This is a genomic window from Xylanibacter brevis P6B11, assembly GCF_000621825.1.
In the GTDB taxonomy this organism is placed as follows: Bacteria; Bacteroidota; Bacteroidia; order Bacteroidales; family Bacteroidaceae; genus Prevotella; species Prevotella brevis.
In genome coordinates this window covers 103,926-127,855 of record NZ_JHXG01000012.1, presented here as the reverse complement: position 1 = coordinate 127,855, position 23,930 = coordinate 103,926, and the positions used below count along the sequence as shown (strand labels likewise).

Here is a 23,930-nt window from a genome sequence, read left to right as displayed (position 1 = left end):
AGATTCTTTGTTTTTAACTGTAACGACGTGGGTAGCGCAGCACGATGGCTGTCAATGCAGCCACACCGATGGCAAAGGGATAGTAGAGGTGGGGCAGAATGGCAATGGGGTTTAGCGAGGCCAACCCTGCCGCCATCAGCATCTGGGCACCATAGGGGATGATTCCCTGCGTGAAGCAAGAGAAGGTGTCTAGCAGCGATGCGCACTTGCGAGGGTCGAGCTCGTATTTCAGACCTATCTTGCGAGCAATGCCTCCCACGGTGATGATAGCCACGGTGTTGTTGGCTGTGCAGCAGTTTACAAGACTCACCAGCGCCGCAATGGATAGTTCACCGCCTCGCTTGCTGTGGATATGCCGCGTCAGCTTGTCGATGATGAAGTCTATGCCGCCATTGTGCTTGATGATTTCAAGGAGTCCGCCTGCCAGCAGGGTGATGATGATGAGCTCACTCATGCCCAGGATGCCGTCGCCCATCGCCTGGAACCATCCATAGATGTCAAAGCTCCCATTGAACAAACCGATGAAACCGGTCAAAACGATGCCAAGAGCGAGTACTATCATGACGTTGAGTCCGAAGATGGCGGTGATGAGCACGATGAGGTAGGGCACGACCTTCCAGAACTCCACATCAGGGATGCTGGTGGGAGCCGTAATGTTTTGTCCTATCAGTATATACACGAGTAGAATGACGATGGCTGCCGGCACAACGATGAAAGCGTTGACTTTGAACTTGTCGCTGGGTTGGCAGCCCTGCGTCTGGGTGGCGATGATGGTGGTGTCGCTGATAAACGACAGGTTGTCTCCAAAGAAAGAGCCACCCACCACCACTGCGGTGAGCATCGCTGTGGAAGCTCCCGTCTGTGTGGCTACGCCTGCGGCAATAGGTGTCAGGGCGACGATGGTGCCCACACTGGTGCCGATGCTGAGAGAGATGAAGCAGGCAGCCAGAAAGAGGCCTGCCAGCAGCATTTCTGAGGGAAGTAAGGACAGCGTCAGGTTGACCGTAGCATCGATGCATCCCATCACTTTTGCAGAGTTGGCAAAAGCGCCTGCCAGAATGAATATCCATATCATGAGCATCATCTCGGGCGTGCCTGCACCTCGGCTGAAGAGGTTGATGCGACTACGAAGTTTTCCACGTGTGGTTATGATGGCATAGATGCTGGAGGCAACAAAGGCCACAGTGATAGGCACTTTATAAAAGTCACCAGCAATAATACTGGTGACTACATAAAGCGTGATAAACACCACTAAGGGTGACAGTGCTAGTAATCCTTTCTTCAATTTCCTTCTTTTTTTTATGTGGGCTTATAGTGTGACGCCATTCTTAAAGATGGCTATCTCGCGATAATCGTTTTCCTCGTTGCGCACCTGTTCGCCAGATGCAATGTTGACTACTTTGTCGATGAACTCAGGCAGCAGTTCCTCCATAGAGCGTCCCTCGATGAGCTGTCCGGCAGAGAAATCTACCCAGTTGGGCTTACGTCGCGCCAAGTCGGGATTGGTGGCAATCTTCATCGTGGGCACAAAGGTGCCGAAGGGTGTGCCGCGACCTGTGGTGAACAGCACGATGTGGCATCCGCAGGCAGCCAGTGCAGTGGCAGCAACGAGGTCGTTGCCTGGCGCCGAGAGTAGGTTGAGTCCGCTGGTGGTGAGACGATCGCCATATTCCATCACACCGTCAACGGGGGCGCGTCCGCACTTCTGAGTGCATCCCAGCGCTTTGTCTTCCAGCGTAGAGATGCCTCCCGCCTTGTTGCCAGGGCTGGGGTTCTCGCCCACGGGTTCGCCGTGTGAGAGGAAATACTCCTTGAAGTTATTGATCATCGACACCGTCTTTTCAAATAGCTCAGGTGTCTTGCAGCGATTCATCAGGATGGTTTCTGCACCAAACATCTCTGGCACTTCTGTGAGCACGCTGGTGCCGCCCTGAGCCACCAGCCAATCGCTGAATTCGCCCACCAGCGGATTGGCCGTGATGCCGCTAAAACCATCGCTTCCACCGCATTTTAGGCCTACACGAAGCTTGGAGATGGGCACTTCCTCTCTGCGGTCTTGACTGGCTATCTGATAGAGCTCACGCAGGATGCGCATGCCTTCTTCCACTTCGTCGCCTTCCACTTTCTGCGTCACCAGGAGGCGCACACGCTCCGTGTCGTAGTCTTCCAGCGTCTCCATGAAAGCATCAGGCTGGTTGTTCTCGCAACCAAGTCCCAGCACCAGCACGGCGCCTGCGTTGGGGTGGAGCACGATGTCGCGCAGCACCTTACGTGTGTTCTCGTGGTCGCCTGAGAGTTGTGAGCATCCATAGTTGTGGTGCCAGGTGTAGATGGCATCGATGTCTTTGCAGCCAGTTTCCTCGCGCAACTTCTTGGCGAGGCGCTCGGCAACGCCATTGACGCATCCCACAGTGGGTACAATCCATATCTCATTGCGCACACCAACGTCGCCGTTTTTTCGAACATATCCGTTAAAGTGGCGTTTTTCTTTCTTTATTTTAAGTTCCTCTTTTACAGGGTTATATGTGTATTCGAGTGTTCCTGATAGATTTGTCTTGAGATTATTCTCGTTGACCCAGTCGCCTGCCTTTAGGTCTTGCTTGGCGTGTCCGATGGGATAGCCATACTTGATGATGTCGGTGCCGGCATGTGTGTCCTTGATCAGGACCTTGTGTCCGGCAGGTGTGTCTTGATTGAGGACGATGGTGCGTCCGTCAATGTCGATGTGCTGGCCTTTCTGCATCGCAGCGAGGCACACCACCACCGAGTCGGCTGGGTTGATCTTGATAAACGTAGTTTGATTCATAAGTAGTTTGTTTGTTTAGAAATTAGTTCTTCTGTAGAAGTCAATGTTTTCTCTAGTCAACAGCTCAATAGGCATGTAGTTGACGGGAGTCACCTCTTTCTTAAGAACAATGGCCTGGAAAAGGGTTTCGATGCAGGCATAGCCCTGCATGTAGGCATGCTGGGCAACGAGGAAGGAGATGCTGCCTCGGCGCACGCATTCGGCATTTTTCGGCACCATGTCATATCCCATGATCTGCACGTTGCGTCGGTTGGTGCGCAGCAGGAACTGGCCCACGATGTGTGCCTTCGAATTGAAGGTGATGCAGTGGTGCACGTGGGGGTGCTCCTGGAAGAAATCCTCTAATATCTTGTCGTACGACTCCTTGGGTTCACCCATGGGGAGATTGACTTCTGTGATCTTGATTTTGGGGAAGTGGTCGCGCATGTAGTGGCGGAAACCAGTTTCGCGGTTTGACTGCTGCTTCGAACCGATGTGTCCGTCCTTGAGCTGCTTCATCAGCATGATCTCTTCTTCATTGGATGCCAGGAGCATCATCATGCGAGCCGTGAAGTAGCCACTTTGGAAAGAGTCTTGTCCGAAGAAAGCCAGCGGGCGCAGGTCGGGCATGTAGGAGTCGAGCAGAATGAAGGGGATGTTGCGGTCGTGCAGTTCGTCGGCAAAATGCTGTGTGTCTTCCAGTTTTGATGGCACCACAATGACGCCGTCAGGGTTGGCTTCAAGACACTCCTGTGTGGTCTTGACAAAAGAGGGCGTGTTGAAGCGTTCGTAGTACAGAATGCGCAGTGAGATGTGGAAGTCACGGCGCTTTTGGGTGGCTGCACGTACGCCTTCCTCAATCTCTTCCCAATAGGCTTCGCTCTCATGCTTGGGCATGATGCAATAGAAGGTATAGTCCTTATTATAGGCCAATGCAGAAGCATAGACGTTGGGCTCGTAGTTCATCTCAGCCAGAGCCTTCTCTACTTTCTCACGAGCTGATTGCGAAACGTTCGGACGATTATGAAGTACGCGATCGACTGTTCCAACACTCACGCCGGCACGCTCGGCGATATCCTTAATTCTGATGTTTTCTGTTCCCATGCTTATTTTGCTTTTGTGTTGCAAAGGTATGAAAAAAACTTAGAACACAAGCAAAATAAGCGGGAAAAATTAGAATTTATAAGTGTAACCCAGGCCTATGATATGGCTATCGGTTTCGTCGTTGTCGTTGCTTCTGATATCTTGGAAAAGATATTTGACGTCAAAAGAGTGCTGCTTGTTGATTCGAAACTCGGTGCCCAGCGAATAGCGCATCTTCTCTAAACCTTTGGTGGTGTAGGATTCGGCATTGGCATATGGGCGCCACTGTTTGGTGAGTTTGTATTTCAACTGCAGTCGGTTGCGCCACACGTTTTTGGCCTTTCCGTGGAAGGTGTGCTTGATGGGCACATTGTCGTCGTCGTCTAAGTCGGCATTCTCGCCAGCATACGGGAGTCCCTCGGCATAATAGCGCCATACGGACTTTTCGGGGCGGTAGGTGTATTGCCAGCGTTCGCGAAGGGTGACGCTGAGCCTACCAAAGTCTTGCGAGCCTGTAAGTGAGATGTTGAAGCGATGGCGCTGACCGTAGTAGTCGGCCACCTTCTGCTTGGTGCTAACCTTATAGATATTATCGTTGAGGAAAGAATACCCCGCCGATGCTTTCAGCCATTTGGCCACTTTGTAGCTCACATCAATACCTGCACTCCAACGATCTACTTCGCTGGCGTCATCGCGCATGCGAAGCTCCGCACTGGCACCGATGTCCCAGTGTGAGTTGATTTTCTTCTCCACGTTGACTTCGCTCCAAACGCCGAAGTCGTCTTGCGCCTCTGCCGGTGCCATAAAGAGCAGCAGCAGGGAAATGATGATTAAACTTCTCTCCATTGTGATTTCCTTACGGTGAACTGTCCATTAACATCGTTATCTACGCTTTCGCCTTCATAGCTGATGCGCAACACGGCAGAGTCTCTGAGAAAATCGATGCCGCCAACACTTACTTTCGTGATGACCAATCCTGTTCTTGCCTGAAGGTCTTCGATGAGTTCGGCCCTTTTCTCAGGCTTGATCAGGTCGATGCGGTCGTATTGTATGATTTTGGTGTTCTGAATCTTGAGTTTTGCTTCGCATAGCAAAATGGCGATGATGCTGATCACATCGACAATGGCAAGCTCTATATACGAGTCGGCCATCGCGTGAACCACCGACAGACAGATGATGAGAAAGAGGTAGGTCATCTCTCTCACAGGCATCGCATCCGTTCTGTATCGCATGATGCTGAATATGCCGAAAAGTCCCAGTCCTACGCCCATCGTGGCTTTGCCTCGCTCCATACCCATCATGAAGAACACGAGGAAGTAGATGGCCACACTCATCAGCATGAATGTGAAGTAGAAATCGCGTCGATGACTTTTGCGGAAATAGAGAAATTCAATGATTCCCCAGTTGACTAACATACAAATGGCGAAATGGAGAAGTGCTTCGCCAAATTCACCAGAAAAAAGATTAGTGATAAAATCCATAATAATATAAAAGCGTTTGGTTTATTCGTTTATTAATATTTTGTTGATGTCTCTCAGCTTTTCTTTGAAGCGGTTGATGGGCAGGTCCTGATTGGTGAAGGCGGCTCCCATGCAGTACTTGCTGAATCCGTGGGGATGAATATGCAGTTGGCGCAACATATCCAATACTGGCGAGAAAACAAGGCCGTCTCTTTTCAGTTCGATGATAACCAGGTCGTTCATGTGCTTGTGTTGGTGTGTCTGAACGTTGTCGAATTCCAAATCGGTATCAATGGTCAGTCGTTCGGTTTTTGCGCGGTTGACTAATGTGATGCGCCGAAAGTAGTTGTGCATATGTGGGGCCAGGGTATCAATGTTGAAGTGCAGGTGCTTGGCAAGAAATTCACGTTTCGTAGCATCTTGCAGATCCATATCGTTCACTTCAATACGTTTCTTCTTGGTTCGCCCGTGGTTATTCTTCGTCTTGACCTCCATAAACTGCAGGTTCGAACTCACATAAGTGCGAAAACGAATCTTCTGGCGATTGACGTGCCCATGCTGGTGGTCTTTATACATCTGGAAATCGCTGGTGTCGAAATAGGTCGTGTCGTAAAGCATGTTTCGCTCGCCATCAATATCCTGTATAAAGTAGTCACATTGCGCCATTTCTAAGAGGTGGCACAGCTGACTTCTGGTGGCAACAAATTTAGTGTCCGTGCGGTTCATTAATTTGACGCCACTCATCTCTGCCAATGTGATGGAAGGGAATTGTTCTATAAGTTTGTTCATATGCGGTCTTTAGTTGGCGCAAAGGTAGCTATTTTCCCATAATTGAACAAATATTTTCAGTAAAAAAGCCATTTTGACCCGTAAAACTGTTAAAGGATGTTATAGGAGAAAAGTTTTTGGGGAAATATTTTCTAGTTCAAAAAAAACTTCATACCTTTGCACCCGCTAACAAGGAAACGCTGTTTAACTGGTGCGTTAGTTCAGTTGGTTAGAATGCCTGCCTGTCACGCAGGAGGTCACGAGTTCGAATCTCGTACGCACCGCAGCAAGGAATTGTGAAGCGAACTAATTTTTCAGGATTGGTGCGTTAGTTCAGTTGGTTAGAATGCCTGCCTGTCACGCAGGAGGTCACGAGTTCGAATCTCGTACGCACCGCACAAGTTAAGCTCATTGATGAAAGTCGATGGGCTTTTTAATTATTCAAAGGCTTATGAAACGAATCTACTTCTGTCTTTTATTGATGATGGCATCCGTTGGCGCTTTTGCTCAGAAACAAACCACTGTGCCTATGTTGTATAAGAGTTTTAAACCTTCTGTCATCACGCTTAATACTGGTCGTAAGGTGCGTCAGTCGCATACAAATGTCTATTTGAAAAACAGCGTGTTGCTCTATCTGAAAGGCGAATATACGATGGAGGCTGAGATGAAGAACATTTTAGCTGTGGATTTTGAGGATCGTCATTTCATCAACATCAATAATCAATTGGCTTATATGGTCGATTCGGTGGGAGGAAACGTACTCTATTGTGTGGAGCTGTTCGATCGTGAGGCATTTGAACGCAATCTTCAGAACAATGTGAACATCTCGAATATGGAGATAGGCGAGATGATCAACATCGGCACACTGGATATTAATAATGAGAAGGATTGGAAACTGCCAGTTTTCAAGCATTTCTATTTCTTCTGGAAGGGCGAATATGTGAAGGTTCACGAACGTGACATCCTTCGCAAGCTGAATAAGGAACAAAGGGTGATGTTCAAACGGATGGTTGCCCTGCCGGATTTCAGTTGGCAAAGTGAGAAAAGCTTGATGCAACTATTAAAGGCAATCACTCAGTAATCGGGTGGTTGCCTTTAATGGTTATTGCACTTGTTTCATGGAGAGCGAGATACGGTTGCGACGGCGGTCAATCTCAATCACTTTCACCATCACGTGCTGATGTAGTTTCACCACATCTGTAGGATGGTTGATACGCTTGTTGGCCATTTGCGAGATATGTACCAAACCATCTTGATGCACACCGATGTCAACAAATGCACCAAAATTCGTGATGTTGGTCACGATGCCAGGTAACACCATATCCAGTTCCAGGTCGTCAACGCTTTGGATGCGTTTGTCAAACTCAAACTCTTCCAGTTGTTCGCGTGGATCTCTGCCTGGCTTTTCCAGTTCCTTCATAATGTCTGTCAGGGTGGGCAGGCCTACTTCCTTCGTCACGTACCTATTTATATCTATGCGCGTGCGTAGCTCTTTGTTGCTTATCAGGTCGTTGACGTGACATCCCAAGTCTTTAGCCATCTGCTCTACGATATCGTAACTCTCAGGATGTACAGCACTGTTGTCCAGGGGATTCTTGGCATCGGGGATGCGCAGGAAACCTGCACATTGCTGGAAAGCTACAGTGCCAAGTCGAGGCACTTTCTTTAGTTGCGACCGAGATGTAAACGCTCCGTTAGCTCTGCGATAATCTACCACGTTTTTTGCTAAAACAGGGCCAAGACCACTGACATACGTCAGTAGATGCTGAGAGGCTGTGTTTAGGTTGACACCCACCATGTTTACGCAATTTTCCACGGTTTGATCCAGTTGACGTTTTAGTTTCGTCTGATCAACGTCGTGCTGATATTGTCCCACGCCGATGCTCTTTGGTTCTATCTTAACCAGTTCGGCCAGTGGATCCATCAGCCTTCGGCCTATAGATACAGCACCTCTGACGGTAACGTCTTCATCTGGAAATTCATCGCGGGCCACCTTTGATGCGGAATATACAGAAGCACCATCTTCGCTGACCACGAATATGCTGGGCTGATGAGTGCCTCCAGCTTCTTTATCGAAACAATCATCAATGAAGGCTCTCGTCTCGCGACTTGCCGTACCATTGCCAATGGCGATGGCTTCGATATGATATGTCTCTACCATCTGCAAGATGTGAACAGACGCCTGCATGCGCTTGTTGACAGGAGGGTGGGGAAATATCGCTTCGTGGTGAAGCAGGTTGCCTTGACTATCCAGACATACCACCTTACAACCTGTACGAAATCCAGGATCAATAGCCATCACACGCTTTTGTCCTAATGGTGCTCCCAGCAGAAGTTGTTTGAGGTTTTCTGCAAAGACCTGAATAGCCTCATTGTCGGCTTGTTCTTTACTTAAGTTGCTAAACTCGGTTTCTATAGATGGTTTCAGAAGTCGTTTGTATGCATCTTCTGCAGCTTCCGAGATAATTCTACCGCATTCGTTATTTGCGTGCACCCATTGATGATACAGGCGCTCAATGCATTCGTTGTCGTCAATGGGGTCGATGCTTATTCTTAGAATGCCTTCACTTTCACCTCGTCTCATTGCTAGCAGACGATGAGATGAGCAACGGCGCAGTGGTTCGTGCCAGTCGAAATAGTCGCTGTATTTTGCAGCCTCGTCGGTATCCTTTTTGGCTTTTATAACCTTCGATGTAATGATGGCAGTGCGTCGATAGGCACCACGCAGTTGCTGACGAGAGCGTTCATTCTCACTGATCATTTCGGCAATGATGTCTTGTGCACCTGCTATTGCTTCGCTGACAGAAGCAACCTGGTCGTTGACAAATCGTTTTGCGGCTTGTTGCACATGAGATTCCCGTTGTAGCATGATGAGTTGTGCCAGAGGCTCCAACCCTTGCTCTCGAGCCACTTGTGCTCTTGTTCGGCGACGTGGCTTGTATGGCAGATAGATGTCTTCCAGTTCTGTGGCCTCCCAACATGCTTCGATGCGTTTCGAAAGCTCAGGTGTCATCTTTCCTGCTTCGGTGATGGTCTTAACTACCGTATCTTTTCGTTTGGCTATTTCTTTCAGTCGTTCGTTTTCGTCATTGATGGCAGCTATCTGCACTTCATTAAGTCCACCAGTTCTTTCCTTACGGTAGCGTGAGATGAAAGGAATGGTGCATCCTTCCTCTAGAAGTGTCAGAGTATTGGCAACAGCCTCAATGTTCAGGTTGAGAATTTGGGCTATCAGCTTTGCGAATACGTTCTTCTCCATATCGATAATCATTTGATTATAGCTCGAACTTCATCGATGTTTCCTGTGAAAGGTCCAGTATGCTCTAGTTTGAGCGTACACATTGCCGCAGCAAATCTTCCTGCCTCTTCGTAGTTAGCTCCGTTGGTACGAGCATAGAGATAGCCTGCGGTAAATGTGTCTCCACATCCAGTAGCATCTACCACTTTCCTAGGTTCATATCCAGGTATCTCATAGAAATGGTCGTCTGCATAGATGATGGAACCATAGCTGCCCAGTGTGACCAGCACTTCAGGAACTCCCCACGAACGAATGGTTCGGGCAGCTTGCTTGATGTCTTTCTCACCATTGGTGAGCACTTCGATTTCAAACTCGTTGACCTTGAGAATGTCTGTCGATTTCAGTACACGAAGTTTGTCTTTCCAGTCGATAGGATAGACTTTCTGGTTTCTTACCTCGCGTAAGTACCCTTGAACATCAATACATATTTGCCCCTTGTCTGAAAGATATTCCACAACATCTGGAGATACATCGTCCACAAGTAATGTTCCTAAATGGAATATCTTTGCATCAAAATCCTTTAGCTGCTCTATGGTGAAGGGAGCAGCTTTCGATAGAACACGTTGTGAGCGCTGATTGATATCCTCGCCATATTTATTCTCAAAGAAGACACTGGTAGGACTCTCAAGATTTGTTATGTCAATGCCGGCATCTTTTATCTTTTTGATTTCATGGGATAAATCCTGACCGGTTGCAGTGACAATTCCAAAGTCAATGTCGTGAGGTAAATGATGTATAGCCCAAGCTACGTAGTAGGCCGTTCCACCAGCACAATCGATGCCGTCCGGCATCAGTGGAGTGATGATTCGATCATGGGTGATGTGCCCTATACATAACAAATCTTTCATCTGCTAATGTGATTATTTAGAATTCAGTAAATGACAGAGGCATCAGGTTCTTGATGCCTTCTATGAGGTATGTACATTTCTCTCCGTGTAGAAGGATGCGAATGGGGTGCTTGGCACGTGTCTCACTTTCGATGAGAACTTGCCTGCAGGTTCCACAAGGACTGACGGGCTCTGCTGTGAGATGACCTTTCGGCGTGCGAGCTGCAATCGCTATTGTTTCAATTCCTACATCGGGGTACTGTGTGCCAGCAGCAAAGATAGCAGCTCGCTCTGCACACAGAGCAGAGGGAAACGCTGCGTTTTCCTGATTGCATCCTTTCATCTCCACACCGTTGTCTAGTCTTAGACAGGCGCCTACGTGGAAATGTGAGTAGGGCGCATACGAACGGCTCGTGGCCTCAATGGCAGATTCCACAAGACGACGGTCTTCTGCTGCAAGCTCATCTAGTTGATATTCTTTGATGAGAGATTGTAGAATTCGTTCTTTCATAGTTATAGCTTTTCTTTTAAGTATTGTCCGGTTATACTTTCCTTGTGACTAGCCAACTGCTCTGGGGTTCCAGCAAAGACAAGATTACCGCCTTTGTCTCCTCCGTCGGGGCCTAGGTCGATGACATGATCGGCCAGTTTAATGACATCCATATTGTGTTCTATGACCACAATAGTGTGACCGCGCTTGATCAGTGCGTCAAACGACTCCATGAGTCTTCGTATGTCGTGAAAGTGCAGACCTGTTGTCGGCTCGTCAAAGATAAATAATGTCGGCTCTTGTCTTTCTTGTCCAATGAAGTAGGCCAGTTTCACGCGTTGGTTCTCGCCACCAGACAATGTAGAGGAGCTTTGTCCCAGTTTGATATATCCCAATCCCACATCCTGCAGTGGTTTCAGGCGATTGACAATAGCTTTCTGATTTCGAGCTCCGAAGAACTCAACAGCCTCATTGATGGTCATGTTAAGAACATCGTCAATGTTTTTGCCATCATACCTTACATCCAGGATGTCGTGCTTGAAGCGATGTCCATGACAGGCTTCGCATTCCAGCACCAGGTCAGCCATAAACTGCATCTCTACCGTAATCGTTCCTGCACCTTTACACTCGTCGCATCGTCCTCCATCGGTGTTGAACGAGAAGTATTGTGGCGTGAAGCCCATCTGCTGAGCCAGTGGTTGTTCTGCAAACAAGTCACGTATGCAGTCATATGCTTTCACGTAAGTTGCAGGATTGCTTCGTGTCGATTTACCGATGGGGTTCTGATCTACGAACTCAATATGCTTGATGGCATTAACGTCGCCTCCTAGGCTTGTAAACTCACCAGGAGCGTCGAAGACCTCGCCAAGATGTCGTTTTAAAGCAGGATAGAGGATGCCTTTTATGAGGCTAGATTTTCCGCTTCCGCTGACACCTGTTACTACAGTTAAGACATTAAGAGGAATTGAAACATTGATGCCACGCAGATTGTTCATTCGCGCACCTATGATGTCAATATGCTGGTTCCATGGGCGGCGGCTTTCTGGCACAGGTATTGTCTCTTTGCCTGTGAGGTAAGCAACGGTGTGGCTTCTGGATTGTGTCTCATTGTCTTTATCCGCATTCTTGGGATCATCAGCAAATACAATTTCGCCACCCAGACGACCTGCGTCAGGACCTACGTCAATCAGATAGTCGGCTGCGCGGATGATATCTTCATCGTGTTCTACCACTACCACTGTGTTTCCAATGGCTTGTAGTTCTTCCAACACTTTGATAAGCCTATCGGTGTCGCGTGAATGCAAACCAATACTGGGCTCGTCTAGAATATACAACGAGCCAACTAGTGATGAACCAAGTGATGTGCAAAGGTTTATGCGCTGACTTTCGCCACCAGAGAGTGTGTTTGAAAGGCGATTAAGTGTTAGATAGCCTAAGCCAACGTCAAGCATGAACTGAAGACGACTGTTGATTTCAACCAGCAGTCGCTTGGCAATCTTAGCATCCTGCTCAGATAGTTCCAGATTGTTGAACCATTCTTTCAGTCTTACAACTGGCATCTGTACCAAGTCGGTAATGCTTCTTCCACCAATCTTTACGTATTCAGCCTCTTTCTTTAATCGCGTTCCGTGACATGTGGGACACGTGGTCTTGCCACGATAGCGACTCAGCATCACGCGGTATTGTATCTTGTACTGGTTTTCTTTCACCATCTGAAAGAAACTGTCAATGCATGGCTTCTCCTTCAGATTCTTATCAGAGGGGAGACCGTGCCACAGCCAGTCTTTCTGCTTCTGTGTCAGATCGTAGTATGGTTCGAAGATAGGAAAGTCGTCTTTAGCCGCATGCTGAATGAACCACTTTTGCCATTCGCTCATCTTCTCGCCACGCCAACATACAACACAGCCATCATAGACGGATAAGGAGGTATTGGGGATGACCAAGTGTTCGTCAATACCTACAATGCGTCCAAAACCTTGGCATTCTGGGCAAGCACCTGCAGGTGAGTTAAACGAGAACATTTGGTCGGTGGGCTCCTCGAAAGTGATGCCATCGGCCTCAAAGCGAGTAGAGAAGTCGTAATAGATGTTTGATGGCAGGAACATGAGACGCATTTCGCCCTGTCCTTCGTAGAAAGCTGTTTCTGCAGAGTCAACAAGGCGTGCAATGACATCTTTCGTGTCGTCAACAGATAAACGATCGATGACGATGAATATCTCCTCGTCTCCTGGCTTCTCTGACTCTAGATAGTCGTCTATGCGTTGAAAGTCATTGTTGACATAGATACGTGCGTATCCTTGAAGAATGCTGGCTTTCAGTTGTTCTTCCACGGTTCGTCCTTGAGGTACTCTCAGTGGTGCCATTACCACAAATTTAGTGCCTTGGGAGAACTCAAGCATTTTCTGAATGACATCCTCAGTAGAATGCTTTTTGACCTCTTCTCCGCTGATGGGAGAATAGGTCTTTCCAATACGTGCAAACAGAAGACGCAGGTATTCGTATATCTCTGTTGACGTGCCAACGGTACTTCTGGGATTGCGTGCTATCACTTTCTGTTCGATAGCAATAGCAGGCGGAATGCCGCGTATGAAGTCGCACTCGGGTTTATTCATGCGCCCCAGGAATTGGCGAGCATAGCTGGACAGACTTTCTACGTAGCGACGCTGGCCTTCGGCATAAAGTGTGTCGAAGGCCAATGATGATTTGCCAGAGCCAGAAACACCGGCTATGACAACAAACTTTCCTCTGGGAAGGCGCACGTCAACATTCTTGAGATTGTTGACGCGCGCTCCTTTTATTTCAATATAGTCGTTAATCATATACGTTTCAGAACGAGCAGCAAGTGATCCCAAACCATCTGTACAGAGGGAATATAGAGTCGCTCGTCGGGGGTATGAACATCGCGAAGGGTGGGGCCGAATGATATCATGTCGATATTAGGATAGCGCTCTGAGAACAGACCGCATTCCAGGCCTGCGTGGATGCCGCGTACGATGGGTTCTTTACCAAATAGTTCTTTGTAGGTCTCTACTACTGTATCGCGCAACTTGCTCTCAGTACGCATCTTCCATGCAGGATATCCATCGCTTGAGTGTGCCTCGGCGCCAGCTAACTCAAAGGTTGCAATGATGGTGGCGCACATGTTGTCGAGGTTGGACATCACGTTTGAACGCTGTGAAGACAGGATGTTGATCTCATTCTCTGTAGTGTGAATGCTTGCAATGTTGCTTGAAGTCTCCACCATGCCATTCAGCTCTGGATCTTGGCAAATGGCGTAAATTCCGTTATCTACAGCCTGGATAGCGCGGATAAAGTTGTCTGCAACTGTTTTCTCAATCACAGACTCAGCTTCGGTGCTTTCCATAGACCATACCATCTGAGTGTCAGTTACATGGAACTCTTCCTCAACTTCTGCTGAAAATACGTTCCAGTCGGCCTTTACATTCTCTTTGATGGCGCTGGGTACTGCAACAACAAACTGACCATCACGAGGAATGGCATTATGCAACTTGCCAGAATGGAACTGAGCCAGACGAATACCTTCATAGCGTTTCATCTCCTGATACAGGAAACGCCCCAGCAGCTTAATGGCGTTAGCACGCTTCTTGTTGATGTCGTCGCCAGAATGACCACCAGTGAGGCCTTTCAATTGGCCACGCATGAAGAACGAGTTGGCAGGAGCCTCTTCGCGCTTGAATGTGAACTTGGCAGTGGTGTTGCGTCCGCCAGCACATGATACAAACATCTCGCCTTCGTCTTCGGAATCTAGGTTAATAAGGTAATCACCCGTCATAAAGTCGGCCTTCATGCCTTCTGCGCCTGAAAGACCGGTCTCTTCATCGCGTGTGAATACGCACTCTAGAGGACCATGTTCAATGTCGTTAGCTTCGAGAATGGCCAGTTCAATGGCACATCCGATGCCGTCGTCAGCGCCCAGTGTGGTACCCTTAGCTTTCAGCCAGTCGCCATCAACATATGTCTGGATGGCGTCTTTGTCAAAATCGAATTCTATATCTACCAGCTTGTCGCACACCATATCCATGTGACTCTGCATAATCACGGTCTTGCGGTCTTCATAGCCAGGAGTGGCAGGCTTACGAATAATGACGTTACCAGTTTCGTCGACATGTGTATCTAGTTGATGACTTTCGCCCCACTTTTTCAGGTAATCAATCATCTTTTCCTCGCGCTTTGATGGACGTGGAATTGTGTTAATCTTTGCAAACTGCTCGAAGACAGATGCGGGTTTAAGGCTACTTTTATTCATTTTTAATGTAAAATTTATATTGTTTATTCATTTATTTATTATCTTTGCACCCGCAAAATTAGTAAAAATGGTTGAGATTTTAGTCATTAGCACGTTAATAATTGCTATAGCTATGGCATTTTTGTGCATTAAATTGCTTTTTAAGCAAAATGGACGCTTCGCATCGCAGCATATTCATGATTCAAAAGCTATGCGCGAACGAGGTATTCACTGTGTGATGGATCAGGATCGTGAAGCACGACGCGAAAGACGCTTTGCGGTAAGTGAAAGAAATAATTAACTAAAAACATATAAAATGAAAAAGATCATTAAAAGTGTTATGTCGGTGACAGCCTTGGCTGCACTGTTGGTTTCTTGCAACAATCAGAGTCCTAAAATGGATGAGCCCGCTGAGGTAGGTAGTAACAGCGCCTCTGGTATCAGCGTTGGCTATATCGAGTTGGATACTCTGTTGGCTCATTATGAGTTTACCAAGAGCACGACAGCTGAATTGGAGAAGAAAAGCAACAACGCTCGTAATACAATGACTTCGAAGTCAAAGCAGTTGGAGACCAACGTAGCAAATTTCCAGAGTAAATTACAGAACAACGGATTCACATCGCGTGAGCAGGCCGAGAATGCACAGGCAGCTCTTCAGCGCGAGCAGAATAACTTGGTAGCTCTTCAGCAGCGTCTGGAGAATGAACTGGCATCAGAGCAGGCAAAGCTGCTGCAGGCTTTCCAGGATAGCCTGGATAATTTCCTCGCTGACTATAACAAGGATAAGAAATACGACATTATACTGAACAAGGCTGCAGTGCTTTATGCCGGAAAGAAACACGACATCACTCAGGATGTTATCAATGGCATGAACAAGCGCTATAAGAAGGCTGCTAAATAAAGAAGAATAGTTTTTACCTAATAGTTTCGGAAAGATGACGCTCATTATTGTTATCATGTTGCTGTTCAGCTTCTTGCTGATAGCTACGGGACATTTGACAGGTGTGAACAAGGCTGCAATAGCCATGTTCCTGGGTACCATTGGCTGGGTGGTCTACATCTGTTGGGGCAGTGATTTCGTGATGAGTCAGCATCCTATTCTGTTTGCTCAGTATCTTACTGATCATGCAAACAATGAGCAGGCTATCAAGAACTTTATCTATAGCAACATTTTTCTGAACTACGTAGGTAAAGCAGCTTCTGTTGTGATGTATCTTCTGGCCACAATGTCTATCATTGAGATACTGAACAACAATGGTTGCTTTGACTTTATCAGTGAGTGGATCCGCACACGTAACTCGAAACGTCTTCTATGGACCATCACGCTTGCCGCTTTTGTTCTCTCTGCCAACCTTGACACGCTGACCACCACTATTGTGATGCTTGTCATCATGCACAGCATCATTAAGAGTCGTCGTCAGCGTATGCTTGTTGGTTCGGCTGTTGTTCTTGCAGCTACTTGCGGAGGCAGTTTTACGGTTATTGGCGACCCCACAGGCCTCATCTTGTGGAATAATGGAGCTATCACAGCAACCGATTTTTCATCATTTATGGTCGCACCGGCCATCATTGCTTGGGTGGTGCCAACCTTGCTCATAGCTCGTCAGTTGCCCTCACGTCTTGATATAGAGTGGGTAGTAGCTCCTTATCGTGGTGATGATACACGACTGAACCGCTGGCAACGTATGCTAATGCTGTTGGTCGGCATTGGAGGATTATGGTTCGTACCTACCTTTTTGAGTATCACACGTCTTCCAGCATTTCTCGGTGCTCTTTGCATCCTGTCAGTGCTTTGGGTGGTCAACGAAGCCTTCAATCGTAAGTTAAACGAGTCTGATCAGATGTCACGTCGTCGTCTGCCTCGTTCCATACAGTACCAATCTATCCAGCAGGTTCTGTTTGTTATGGGAACCATGTTGGGTATGGGTGTTGTTTTCGAGACGGGAGTTTTGACAGAGGTGGCTGACTGGATTGATAAGACTATTAATAATTTATGGGTGGTCGGCATTATTTCTGGTTTCCTCAGCAGTTTGGTAGATTCACTGGTTATCGCCGTAAGTGATATCTCACTCTACGATGTATGGAATGCAGGAGACTATGCACAGGATGGTGCCTATTGGAAGGTTGTGGCTTATAGTACAGCAATCGGTGGCTGTTTGCTTTCCGTTGGCAGTACTAGTGGCATGGCTCTTATGTCGATGGAGCATATACGAGTAGGATGGTACTTGAAGAACCTTACTCTTAAGGTCCTCTTCGGTTTTCTCCTAGGCTTTGCCGTTCTTTGGCTCGAGATTTATTTCTTTGGATAGGCAATTACTTTCCTGTTATTTTCAATAGAAACAAGTTGTTTTAACCCCTTAAAGTGGCACTATTGCATCGTCAAAGTGCCACTTTAGTTACATTAAAACTCTGCTTTGGTTACGCTAAAGTTCCCCTTTGGTTACACTAAAGTCCCCCTTTGGTTACACTAAAGTCCCTCTTTGGTTACGCTAAAGTTCCCCTTTGGTTACGCTAAAATCATGCTTTAGTCCTTTTAAAGGAGAACATCGTTTTTGAAGTATTGTTACGTTGGATATAGAGAATAAAAAAGAGTGAGCTATCGCTAGCTCACTCTTCTGTGTTGTACTTTGGATTTAATAGTTCTCGGCCTTAACCTGGAAGTATGCCTGTGGGTGATTACATACAGGACAAACCTCGGGAGCTTTCTTTCCAATAACAATATGTCCGCAGTTAGAACACTGCCAGATAACATCGTTATCCTTTGAGAATACACGCTCTTTCTTGACGTTGTCTAACAGCTTGCGATAGCGAGCCTCGTGCTCTTTCTCAATTTTACCTACAGCCTCAAACTTGGCTGCAATTTCATCAAATCCTTCTTCACGGGCCTCTTGTGCCATACGTGCATACATATCGGTCCACTCGTAGTTCTCACCATTTGCAGCGGCTTCGAGGTTTTCAGCTGTTGACTTGATAGCTCCACCTTCAAGCAATTTAAACCACAGCTTAGCATGCTCTTTTTCATTGGCAGCTGTTTCTTCAAAGATAGCTGCAATCTGTACAAAACCGTCTTTCTTGGCTTTCGAAGCCCAATACGTGTATTTGTTACGAGCCTGTGATTCACCGGCAAACGCTTCCAGCAGATTCTTCTCTGTTTTTGTTCCTTTTAAATCTTTCATTTTTGTTTGGTGTTTGTTTAGTTATAAAATTATATAGAAATCTCGCCACAGATACTTTGTCGCATGAATTTGCGGACCTGCTCGGGATCTTCATATTTTCCTTGTAGATACATGAGTTTTGTTACTGCTGATTCAACAGTACCGTCATATCCACTGATTACGCCTGCTTCTTGAAGTTGATAACCTGTGTCATAACGCCCCATTTGTACACAGCCTTGCAGACATTGGCTGATGTTGATAATGATTTTACCGTTGCGTGTACCTTCGCGCAGGGCATTGATGAGCCACGGGTTTTGTGGTGCGTTACCTGAACCATAGGTTCTCATGACGATAGCACGCAGGTTGGGGGTGGCTATGATGTGACGGATGAGGTCTTCACGAATGCCTGGAAACAATGAAAAGATAATGACGTTGTTGTCTAGTTTAAACTGTGGTGTAAAGCTTGTTTTCACAGGACGATGTATAAACTCATCATGATAGGTTATCTCTACACCGGCATCGGCTAGATGTGGATAATTGAATGACTCGAAGGCATTAAATTCATCAGCACTCTGTTTTGTAGTGCGGTTTCCGCGCATTAGGTGCCCATTGAAGTATATACCTACTTCTGGTACTTTTGCTGTCCCATCTTGGTTTCGTGCTGCTGCTATCTCGATACTGGTGATAAGGTTCTCCTTGCCGTCTGTACGCAACTGTCCTATTGGCAATTGCGATCCTGTTAGAATAACGGGTTTAGTAATGTTCTCGAGCATGAATGATAGGGCGGAGGCAGTATATGCCATTGTGTCAGTTCCATGCAGGATAACAAAACCGTCATATTCGTCATAGTGATCAGCAATGATGTGTGCCAACTCTGTCCAAAGCCTGGGTGACATATCACTAGAATCAATGGGCGGATTGAATTGGTAAGTGGCTATTTCTGTTTGGAATTGTGCCAGCTCAGGTACCCGACTGAGCAGGTGCTCGAAGTCAAAAGGCTCCAGAGCACCTGTCTGTGGGTTTTGATTCATGCCGATGGTACCACCGGTATATATTAATAATACTTTTGACGTCATACGCTAGCTTGAATTGGGACGACTAGCTTGAACTAACTCTTAGAAGCGGAAGTCAAGCTCAACATCAACCATGTTGTAGTTGTGCTTGTCGGCGTTTTTAATTGTGCGGTCGTTTACACGAGCATACTCTACATTGAGCTGCAGATTCTTGGTGAACATATAGTCGGCACCAATCTCGTACTGGGTCTTCGACTGTCCCCATTCCTTTGCCTCGCGATAAAGGTCATAGCGGCCCTTAATGTGCAACTTATTCTTCTTTATTGGGGCAATGAAAAGTGCGTAGTAACCATCGGCCTTGTCGCTGGTGTGAGCAAGATTCCATCCCTGACTGTGAATATATTCAGAGCGGATAGTCCAGTCGTCCTGCGCATATTCGCCAGACAGAGCATAGCGATTCTTTTGCATTCTCACATTTACTTCTTCCTTGTTGGTGACATTCTGACTTCCTGTCCATCCAAAGGCGCCAATGCGTAAGCCCTTAACTGGCATAACCCATACGCCACCGATGATGTCTTTTCTGTTGTCCTTGTCTTTCTGATTGATACCCTCACCATTGAAAGCACCAATCTGGTAGTGCAACAGAGGACGCTCATTGAGCCACATCATGTCACCTTGAATCTGTACACCAAGATCTCGACCGTTTGAAGCGTTACCACCACAGCGATCAGAGAAACCTGCCAGTTTTGAAACGTTCTGAGAATAGCTCATGAATCCTTGTGTGATAGGATGCATGGGGTTTTCAAATGTGAAAGGACGCTTGAACTGACCAGCCTTCACTTTGAAGAACTCGTACTTTTGCCATTCGCCAAAGAGATCCACCAGGCGGATGTCGGTAGATGATTTGTCTGGATCATATGTGTTACCGTTAATCTGCATCTGAACCTTCCAATAGAAGTCCTGATGTGCACGTCCTTCTAGTGCCATACGAACCAAACGCAGATTGAAGCCGTTGTTTTCGGAGCCTTCTTTGTCGCTGGCTTGATACTGAACCATGCCGTATCCGCTGAACTTTACGTTCTTGAACCATTCATTCTGAGCTTGTGTACTCAGTGTTGCGCCCATCATCAGGGCAGCAAGAAATACTTTCCTCATTATCTTTTCTTTAATAATACAACATTCTCTACGTGAGGTGTGTGGGGGAACATGTCCACAGGTTGAACCTCAACCACTTTGTATTGTTCATCAAGGCTCTGCAAATCGCGCGCCTGAGTGGCAGGATTGCAGGAAACATATACGATGCGATCGGGGGCAGCATGTAGAATAGTATTGATGACATCCGGATGCATGCCAGCACGAGGTGGGTCGGTAATGATGACATCAGGACGTCCATGTTCTGCAATAAAATCGTCCGTCAGGATATCTTTCATGTCGCCGGCATAAAACAAGGTGTTTGTTATACCGTTGATCTCGGAATTAATCTTAGCATCCTCAATTGCTTCTGGCACATACTCAATACCAATAACGTGTTTGGCTTTCTTTGCCACGAAGTTGGCAATTGTACCCGTTCCAGTATAAAGGTCGTAAACCATCTCATCACCGGTTAGGCCTGCAAACTCACGAGCAACACTATACAAGTGGTAGGCTTGCTCAGTGTTTGTTTGATAGAATGATTTTGGACCAACCTTGAACTTCAGGTCTTCCATCAATTCAAAGATATGATCTGTCCCTTTAAATACTATGATGTTTTGATCACCAATGGTGTCATTACACTTTTGGTTGTCCAAATAGAGTAGGGACGTAATCTGTGGGAATGTGTCTGCAACATGTTGAAGCAAATCGAGCGCTTCTTGTTCACCTCCTGTTTCGTCATAGTGGAATTGGATGATGACCATAAGTTCACCACTGGCACTATTGCGGATGATAATATCACGCAGTAATCCCACTTGTGCGCGCAAATCGAAGAATGAAATGTTATGGCTTACTGCATAATCACGAATATCGTTACGAATTTGATTGTGCAAATCGTCCATCAGCCAGCATTTTTCTATTGGAAGAATCTTATCGAATGCTCCTGTGATATGAAAACCAATAGCAGGAACGTCTTTCAAACTCTGGCTTTCCTCCTTAGGCAGTGAGGATATCTCTTCTTTTGTAAGATAACGCTTGTTTGCGCATCCGTAGTCCAATTTGTTGCGATATTCCTGTATCTTGACACTTCCAAGGATAGGACGGAATTCAGGGAGTTCAACTTTGCCGATGCGATGAAGTTGGTCGAAGACTTGTTGCTGCTTGAACTTCAGTTGTTCTTCGTAAGGCAGGTTCTGCCACTTGCAGCCACCGCAAACGCCAAAGTGCTGACAAAATGGTACCGCACGAACTTTACTCTTTTCAACAAATCGCACCACCTCGCCTTCAGCAAATGAATGTTTCTTCCTTCTAATTTGTATGTCGCAAACATCACCTGGTACGCAGAAAGGTACGAAAACTACCAGGTCGTTCCAGTGGAAAAGGCATTTACCTTCAGCTGCAACGGCCTCGATAGTAATGTTCTCAAGTAGGGGTAATGGTTTCTTGTTTCTAGCCATAATTGTTACTTGGTGACTTCATTTTCTTCTTGCATATCTATGAACTGCTTATTGGCATCGTAGAATTCGTATTGCAAGAAAGACATTTTCTGATTGGGAATAATACGCACTCCCAAGCCGTATTTCATCTGCCAGCGGCGTTTCAGTGAGATAACACCTTGATTGATAAATGCAGCTACATAGGGATGCACATGAAGTGTGAATTTCTTTATACCTACTTTATTGACTAGGCAATCAATCTTACTTTCTAGTTGATCTGTGAACAAAATGCTTGCTTTGATCTTACCTGTACCATGACATGTGGGACAGCTTTCTTCTACTGCGACATCCATTGCAGGACGCACACGCTGGCGCGTGATTTGCATCAAACCAAACTTGCTGAGTGGAAGAATGTTGTGACGTGCACGGTCTTTCTTCATGTTTTCGCACATACGCTCATAGAGCAATTGGCGATCTTCAGCCAGGTTCATGTCGATAAAATCTACAACTATGATTCCTCCCATGTCTCTAAGACGAAGCTGGCGTGCTAGTTCATCAGCTGCACCTAAGTTGGTCTCTAAGGCATTGGCTTCCTGACCGTTTTCTTTCTTAATACGTGTGCCGCTGTTGACATCTACAACATGCATTGCCTCAGTGTGCTCAATAATCAGGTAAGCACCACGCTTGTAGTTAACTGTGCGACCAAATCCTGACTTAATCTGTTTGGTGACATTGTAGTTGTCGAAAATGGGTACATTACCCTCGTAAAGCTTAACGATACTTGTTTTTTCTGGGGCAATGAGTGACACATAATCGTGAATCTGCTGTTTAATTTCAGCATTATTCACATAGATACCATCATAAGTTGGGTTGAAAAGGTCGCGTAGCAAAGCCACAGCGCGTGTTTGTTCTTCGAACACCATCAATGGGCGCTCGGTTGTTTTCTGTACTTTAGTGATTGTATCGTCCCATCGCTTGAGCAGTACTTTTAATTCCTGATCAAGTTCTGCTGCTTTTTTACCCTCAGCAACCGTACGTACAATAACACCAAAGTTCTTAGGTACCATGCTCTGAACAAGTTGTTTTAAACGTGTACGCTCTTCGCCACGTTTAATCTTGCTAGAAACTGAAACCTTGTCGCCAAAAGGTATTAAAACCATATAACGTCCAGCAAAACTTAATTCACATGTCAAACGCGGCCCCTTAGTGTTGATGGGCTCTTTGACAATCTGAACAAGTATTTCCTGTCCAACCTTCAGGCTGTTCTGAATGCTTCCATCCTTTGGAAGGTCGGGTAGGTGAGTGGCCTTCTGGATGGGGAATAGTTTTTTGCGATCACTAGATACCTGTTTAAGGTATTTTTCGTAAGAACTGAATTGTAGGCCTAAGTCAAGGTAATGAAGAAAAGCATCCTTCTCAGATCCTACATCTACGAAACATGCATTAAGGCCAGGCATCAATTTACGAACCTTTCCTATGTAGATGTTGCCAACTGCAAACGAGACTTCTCTAGGCTCGTTCTGGTATTCCACCAATTGCTTATCTTCTAGTAAAGCAATGGAAATTTCTTTTGGTTGGACATCGATAATTACTTCACTTGTCATGTCTTTGACTTATCTTTCTATAATAATTAGTTGTCTTAAAACAGAAAGGGTGCACCCTGCACGTGTTTATGCCATGGGTACACTCCTCTCATTTCCTTCATGACGTAAAAGCTCTCTTTTACTTGCTCTTATGTCTGTTCTTGCGCAGTCTCTTCTTACGCTTGTGGGTAGCCATCTTGTGACCCTTCTTTTTCTTTCCGTTAGGCATAACTAAATAAAATTAATGTTTATTATTTTGTTTTGAAATTCCTTATTATTTTGTCATCTTCTCAATGAAGCTCTTAGCTGGCTTGAATGCGGGCAAATCGTGAGCCTCAATAACCAATGTGGTGTTCTTTGAAATGTTACGGGCAGTCTTCTGAGCGCGATGCTTTACGATAAAACTTCCAAAACCACGGAGGTATACATTTTCTTTTTGTTTTGCAAGGCTATTGCGGATTTCTTCCATAAAAGCCTCTATTGTAATCGCAACTTCTTTCTTGCCGATTCCTGTTTGTTGGGCAATATTGTTGACCATTTCTGCCTTAGTCATATTACTCTTAATTTACGTATTTATATTGTTATTTCTAATTTCGGAGTGCAAAGATACTGTTTTTCAGTCACATATAGAAATTTTTTAGGTATTTTTTCAAAA

Annotated in this window: 21 protein-coding genes and 2 tRNA genes; 6 read left to right on the top strand and 17 right to left on the bottom strand. The window is 46.2% G+C overall.

Annotated elements, in window-relative coordinates:
* Positions 1–13 precede the first annotated feature (13 nt).
* The 6 genes from T496_RS0108325 to T496_RS0108300 form a co-directional block, all read right to left on the bottom strand.
* Positions 14–1,285, bottom strand: coding sequence for a Na+/H+ antiporter NhaC family protein (locus T496_RS0108325; protein ID WP_027450358.1), 1,272 nt, complete (start codon positions 1,283–1,285; stop codon positions 14–16).
* 24 nt (positions 1,286–1,309) lie between these two features.
* The gene (locus T496_RS0108320; RefSeq protein ID WP_027450357.1) at positions 1,310–2,806 is read right to left on the bottom strand and encodes a UxaA family hydrolase; all 1,497 of its coding nucleotides are present in this window, start codon (positions 2,804–2,806) and stop codon (positions 1,310–1,312) included.
* A gap of 15 nt (positions 2,807–2,821) precedes the next feature.
* Positions 2,822–3,889 carry a LacI family DNA-binding transcriptional regulator gene (locus T496_RS0108315; protein ID WP_027450356.1) on the bottom strand — a complete coding sequence of 356 codons (1,068 nt, stop codon included), beginning with the start codon at positions 3,887–3,889 and terminating at the stop codon, positions 2,822–2,824.
* A gap of 69 nt (positions 3,890–3,958) precedes the next feature.
* Positions 3,959–4,714, bottom strand: a complete 756-nt coding sequence (locus tag T496_RS0108310) for a DUF2490 domain-containing protein (protein WP_044110897.1) — start codon at positions 4,712–4,714, stop codon at positions 3,959–3,961.
* On the bottom strand, positions 4,699–5,349 hold the full coding sequence (locus tag T496_RS0108305; RefSeq protein WP_027450354.1) for a DUF4956 domain-containing protein: 651 nt from the start codon (positions 5,347–5,349) through the stop codon (positions 4,699–4,701). The genes T496_RS0108310 and T496_RS0108305 overlap by 16 nt, the downstream gene beginning before the upstream one ends.
* 21 nt (positions 5,350–5,370) lie before the next feature.
* The gene (locus tag T496_RS0108300; RefSeq protein ID WP_027450353.1) at positions 5,371–6,117 is read right to left on the bottom strand and encodes a polyphosphate polymerase domain-containing protein; all 747 of its coding nucleotides are present in this window, start codon (positions 6,115–6,117) and stop codon (positions 5,371–5,373) included.
* Between the two features lie 189 nt (positions 6,118–6,306).
* Here T496_RS0108300 and T496_RS0108295 point away from each other — a divergent pair.
* The 3 genes from T496_RS0108295 to T496_RS0108285 all read left to right on the top strand — a co-directional run bounded on the left by T496_RS0108295 (position 6,307) and on the right by T496_RS0108285 (position 7,177).
* A tRNA-Asp gene (locus tag T496_RS0108295) sits at positions 6,307–6,380 on the top strand.
* Positions 6,381–6,418: 38 nt separating this feature from the next.
* Positions 6,419–6,492: transfer RNA gene (locus T496_RS0108290), tRNA-Asp, on the top strand.
* Between the two features lie 55 nt (positions 6,493–6,547).
* Positions 6,548–7,177 carry a hypothetical protein gene (locus T496_RS0108285; protein WP_155808773.1) on the top strand — a complete coding sequence of 210 codons (630 nt, stop codon included), beginning with the start codon at positions 6,548–6,550 and terminating at the stop codon, positions 7,175–7,177.
* 21 nt (positions 7,178–7,198) lie between these two features.
* On the opposite strand, the gene T496_RS0108280 is transcribed toward T496_RS0108285, so the two are convergent.
* From T496_RS0108280 to T496_RS0108260, 5 genes are read right to left on the bottom strand one after another with little or no spacing between them, the layout of a single operon-like run.
* The gene (locus T496_RS0108280) at positions 7,199–9,355 is read right to left on the bottom strand and encodes a Tex family protein (RefSeq protein ID WP_155808771.1); all 2,157 of its coding nucleotides are present in this window, start codon (positions 9,353–9,355) and stop codon (positions 7,199–7,201) included.
* Between the two features lie 8 nt (positions 9,356–9,363).
* Positions 9,364–10,242, bottom strand: a complete 879-nt coding sequence (locus T496_RS0108275) for a PfkB family carbohydrate kinase (protein WP_027450350.1) — start codon at positions 10,240–10,242, stop codon at positions 9,364–9,366.
* Between the two features lie 16 nt (positions 10,243–10,258).
* Positions 10,259–10,732 carry a cytidine deaminase gene (locus T496_RS0108270; protein ID WP_027450349.1) on the bottom strand — a complete coding sequence of 158 codons (474 nt, stop codon included), beginning with the start codon at positions 10,730–10,732 and terminating at the stop codon, positions 10,259–10,261.
* 2 nt (positions 10,733–10,734) lie between these two features.
* A complete protein-coding gene (uvrA, locus tag T496_RS0108265; RefSeq protein ID WP_044110894.1) occupies positions 10,735–13,530 on the bottom strand; it encodes an excinuclease ABC subunit UvrA in 2,796 nt (931 codons plus the stop codon).
* Positions 13,527–14,978, bottom strand: coding sequence for an aminoacyl-histidine dipeptidase (locus tag T496_RS0108260; RefSeq protein WP_027450347.1), 1,452 nt, complete (start codon positions 14,976–14,978; stop codon positions 13,527–13,529). The genes uvrA and T496_RS0108260 overlap by 4 nt, the downstream gene beginning before the upstream one ends.
* Positions 14,979–15,045: 67 nt before the next feature.
* Between T496_RS0108260 and T496_RS15135 the strand changes: the two genes are divergently transcribed.
* Genes T496_RS15135 through T496_RS0108245 form a run of 3 tightly spaced genes read left to right on the top strand, consistent with a single transcriptional unit; the run spans position 15,046 to position 17,266 of the window.
* On the top strand, positions 15,046–15,258 hold the full coding sequence (locus T496_RS15135) for a hypothetical protein (protein ID WP_027450346.1): 213 nt from the start codon (positions 15,046–15,048) through the stop codon (positions 15,256–15,258).
* A gap of 15 nt (positions 15,259–15,273) precedes the next feature.
* Positions 15,274–15,858: an OmpH family outer membrane protein gene (locus T496_RS0108250; RefSeq protein WP_027450345.1), complete on the top strand. Its 585-nt coding sequence runs from the start codon at positions 15,274–15,276 to the stop codon at positions 15,856–15,858.
* A gap of 34 nt (positions 15,859–15,892) precedes the next feature.
* Entirely contained in the window at positions 15,893–17,266 is a 1,374-nt protein-coding gene (locus T496_RS0108245; RefSeq protein ID WP_027450344.1) for an SLC13 family permease, read from the top strand.
* A 324-nt stretch (positions 17,267–17,590) separates the two neighbouring features.
* Here T496_RS0108245 and rbr read toward each other — a convergent pair whose 3' ends face one another.
* The 6 genes from rbr to T496_RS0108210 form a co-directional block, all read right to left on the bottom strand.
* Positions 17,591–18,133: a rubrerythrin gene (gene rbr, locus T496_RS0108240; protein ID WP_027450343.1), complete on the bottom strand. Its 543-nt coding sequence runs from the start codon at positions 18,131–18,133 to the stop codon at positions 17,591–17,593.
* Positions 18,134–18,162: 29 nt separating this feature from the next.
* Positions 18,163–19,188: an asparaginase gene (locus tag T496_RS0108235; RefSeq protein WP_027450342.1), complete on the bottom strand. Its 1,026-nt coding sequence runs from the start codon at positions 19,186–19,188 to the stop codon at positions 18,163–18,165.
* 39 nt (positions 19,189–19,227) lie between these two features.
* Complete coding sequence (locus T496_RS0108230) at positions 19,228–20,280, bottom strand: porin (protein WP_027450341.1); 1,053 nt, start codon at positions 20,278–20,280, stop codon at positions 19,228–19,230.
* Complete coding sequence (gene rlmD / locus T496_RS0108225) at positions 20,280–21,713, bottom strand: 23S rRNA (uracil(1939)-C(5))-methyltransferase RlmD (RefSeq protein ID WP_027450340.1); 1,434 nt, start codon at positions 21,711–21,713, stop codon at positions 20,280–20,282. The genes T496_RS0108230 and rlmD overlap by 1 nt, the downstream gene beginning before the upstream one ends.
* A gap of 5 nt (positions 21,714–21,718) precedes the next feature.
* Positions 21,719–23,296, bottom strand: coding sequence for an Rne/Rng family ribonuclease (locus T496_RS0108220; protein ID WP_027450339.1), 1,578 nt, complete (start codon positions 23,294–23,296; stop codon positions 21,719–21,721).
* A gap of 253 nt (positions 23,297–23,549) precedes the next feature.
* Positions 23,550–23,828 (bottom strand): HU family DNA-binding protein, encoded by a 279-nt coding sequence (locus T496_RS0108210; protein WP_027450338.1) that lies wholly within the window; start codon positions 23,826–23,828, stop codon positions 23,550–23,552.
* Between the last annotated feature and the right edge of the window lie 102 nt (positions 23,829–23,930).